This is a genomic window from Polyangium sorediatum (assembly GCF_029946465.1).
Lineage (GTDB): Bacteria > Myxococcota_A > Polyangia > Polyangiales > Polyangiaceae > Polyangium > Polyangium fumosum.
On sequence record NZ_JARZHI010000160.1, the window covers coordinates 1 to 2,665 of the forward strand.

Below are 2,665 nucleotides of genomic sequence, written 5' to 3' on the forward strand. Positions count from 1 at the left end.
TGCGAATTTCGCGCGATCGTGACCACCCGTTTCGCGGCATCGTGACCACCTGTTTCGCGGCATCGTGACCACCTGTTTCGCCATCGTGACCACCTGTTTCGCCATCGTGACCACCTGTTTCGCCATCGTGACCACCCTTTTCGCGGGGGTTTGACCGGGGGCAAGGTGGGCGCCTCTTGGGGGGCGTCGGGTGCGAGGCGTCGCTGGGCCGTTCTTCGAGCCGTCCGTCCTCCGAGGCAGGAGACGAGATGGCGACGGAGCGACTACGCATGCGGCATGTACGAGAAATCCTTCGACAAAAGCTCGTGCTCGGACGGAGCAATCGTCAGGTCTCCGCGAGCCTTCAGGTCAGCAGCGGTGCCGTGTCTGGTGCGGTGACCCGTGCGCGCACGCTCGGCCTTGATTGGGAGAAGATCGCCGCGCTCGGCGACGACGCGCTCGAGGAGCGGCTCTACGGGCCGCGAAACGTCAAGCGCGCCGGGCGCCCCCTCCCGGACCCCGCGTACCTCCACGTCGAGCTACGGCGCCCCGGCGTCACGCTTCAGCTCCTTCACCTCGAATACCTCGAACAACACCCGAACGGCTATCGCTACACGGCATTTTGCAGGCACTATAACGAATGGCTCGACCAGCAGCGGCCCACGATGCGGCAGGTGCACCAGGGCGGCGACAAACTCTTCGTCGATTACTCGGGAAACAAGCCGCGCATCGTGGATCCGACGACCGGCGAGGTGACCGAGGTCGAGCTCTTCGTCGCCGTGCTCGGCGCCTCGAACTTCACGTTTGCCGAGGCCACACGCACGCAGACGGTGCGGGACTGGATCGGCAGCCACGTGCGCGCGCTGGAGGCGTTTGGCGGCGTGTCGAAGGCCATCGTGCCCGATCAGCTCAAGAGCGGCGTCACGCGGTCGTGCCGCTACGAGCCGGGCATCCAGCGGACGTACGAAGAAATGGCTTGCCATTACGGCACGACGATCCTGCCTGCACGCCCGAAGAGCCCGCGCGACAAGGCCAAGGTCGAGGCGGGCGTGCTCGTCGCGCAGCGCTGGATCCTGGCGAAGATCCGCAACCAGACGTTTTTCTCGCTTGCCGCGCTCAACGAGCGGATCGCCGGGCTCGTGCACGAGCTCAACGAGCGGCGGATGCGCGTCTACGGGGCGAGCCGTCGCGAGCTCTTCGAGCGGCTCGACAAACCCGCCCTGGGGCCGCTGCCCGCGGCGCGCTTCGAGACGTGCGAGTGGAAGACGGCGCGGGTCAACATCGATTACCACGTCGAATACGACCATCACTTCTACTCGGTGCCGAGCACGCTCCTGCGCCAGGAGGTCGACATCCGCGCGACTGCGACGACGGTGGAGATTTTCCTGCGCGGCGAGCGCGTGGCGTCGCATCCGAGGAGCATCGTGCGCGGCCACCACACGACGCTCGCGGCGCACATGCCGAAGGTGCATCAGGCGCACGCGGAGTGGAGTCCGACGCGGATCCTGAATTGGGCGGCGACCGTCGGCCCAGCGACGGCGAAGCTGGCTGAAGCGATCCTCGCATCGAGGCCGCACCCGGAGCAGGGATATCGGTCTTGCCTCGGGCTCCTGCGGCTGTCGAAGGCGTATGGGACGGAGCGCGTGGAGGCCGCGTGCGAGCGGGCGATGGCCGTCGGCGCGCGCTCCTACCGCCACGTCGAATCGATCCTGAAACACGGCCTCGACCGACTCGCCCCGAGTGACACCGGGACAACGCAAGCTCCCGCCCACGAGAACATCCGCGGGCGCGACTATTACCATTGACTGAGAAGGGAAACGGAAGTGCTCAACGAACCGACGACCGAGAAGCTCAGAGCGCTCCGCCTGGACGGCCTCCTGGCCGCGTGGGCGCAGCAGCAGAAGGACCCCAACGTCAGCGCCCTCGGCTTCGACGAGCGGCTCGGCATGCTCATCGATGCGGAGTGGATCGGACGAGAGAACAAGCGGATCTCACGCTCGCTGAAGGAGGCCAAGCTGCGCATCACGGACGCGTGCATCGAGGGGATCGAGTACCCCGCCAAACGCGAGCTCGACAAGGCAGTCATCCGTCAACTTCAGACGTGCCGATGGGTGGAGGAGCATCAATCGGTGCTGATCACAGGAGCGACGGGGACGGGCAAAAGCTACATTGCCTGCGCGCTCGCGAACCAGGCGTGTCGGAAGGGGTTTCGTGCGATCTACCGGCGCGCGCCGCGTCTCTTCGACGAGCTGAAGATCGCGCGGGCGGACGGGACGTACAGAGCGGTGCTGTCGCGGCTCGCGCGGGTGGACGTGCTGGTGCTCGATGATTTTGGTGTAGCTGCGATTGCAGACCAGAATCGAAACGACCTGCTCGAGGTGCTCGAGGACCGATACGGGCTGCGCTCGACAATCGTGACGAGTCAGTTGCCCACATCGAGCTGGCACGACTATCTGATCGACCCAACGCTCGCAGACGCGATCTGCGACCGACTCGTGAACAACGCCCACCGCATCGCGCTGAAAGGTCCATCGAGGAGAAGGCCGGAGACGAACCACCAGGAACCCTGAACAGCCAGAGCGTCGCTTCGCTCCGATCACGATGGCGCGAAACGGGTGGTCACGATGGCGCGAAACAGGTGGTCACGATGGCGCGTAACGAGCGGTCACGATGGGCGGGATGCGCA

The 2,665-nt window shown here is 65.7% G+C and carries 2 protein-coding genes; both read left to right on the forward strand.

Annotation, left to right across the window (positions count from 1 at the left end):
* Positions 1–248: 248 nt before the first annotated feature.
* On the forward strand, positions 249–1,784 hold the full coding sequence (istA, locus tag QHF89_RS49730; protein WP_136973413.1) for an IS21 family transposase: 1,536 nt from the start codon (positions 249–251) through the stop codon (positions 1,782–1,784).
* An 18-nt stretch (positions 1,785–1,802) separates the two neighbouring features.
* Positions 1,803–2,549 carry an IS21-like element helper ATPase IstB gene (gene istB / locus QHF89_RS49735; protein WP_136973414.1) on the forward strand — a complete coding sequence of 249 codons (747 nt, stop codon included), beginning with the start codon at positions 1,803–1,805 and terminating at the stop codon, positions 2,547–2,549.
* The last annotated feature ends 116 nt before the right edge of the window (positions 2,550–2,665 follow it).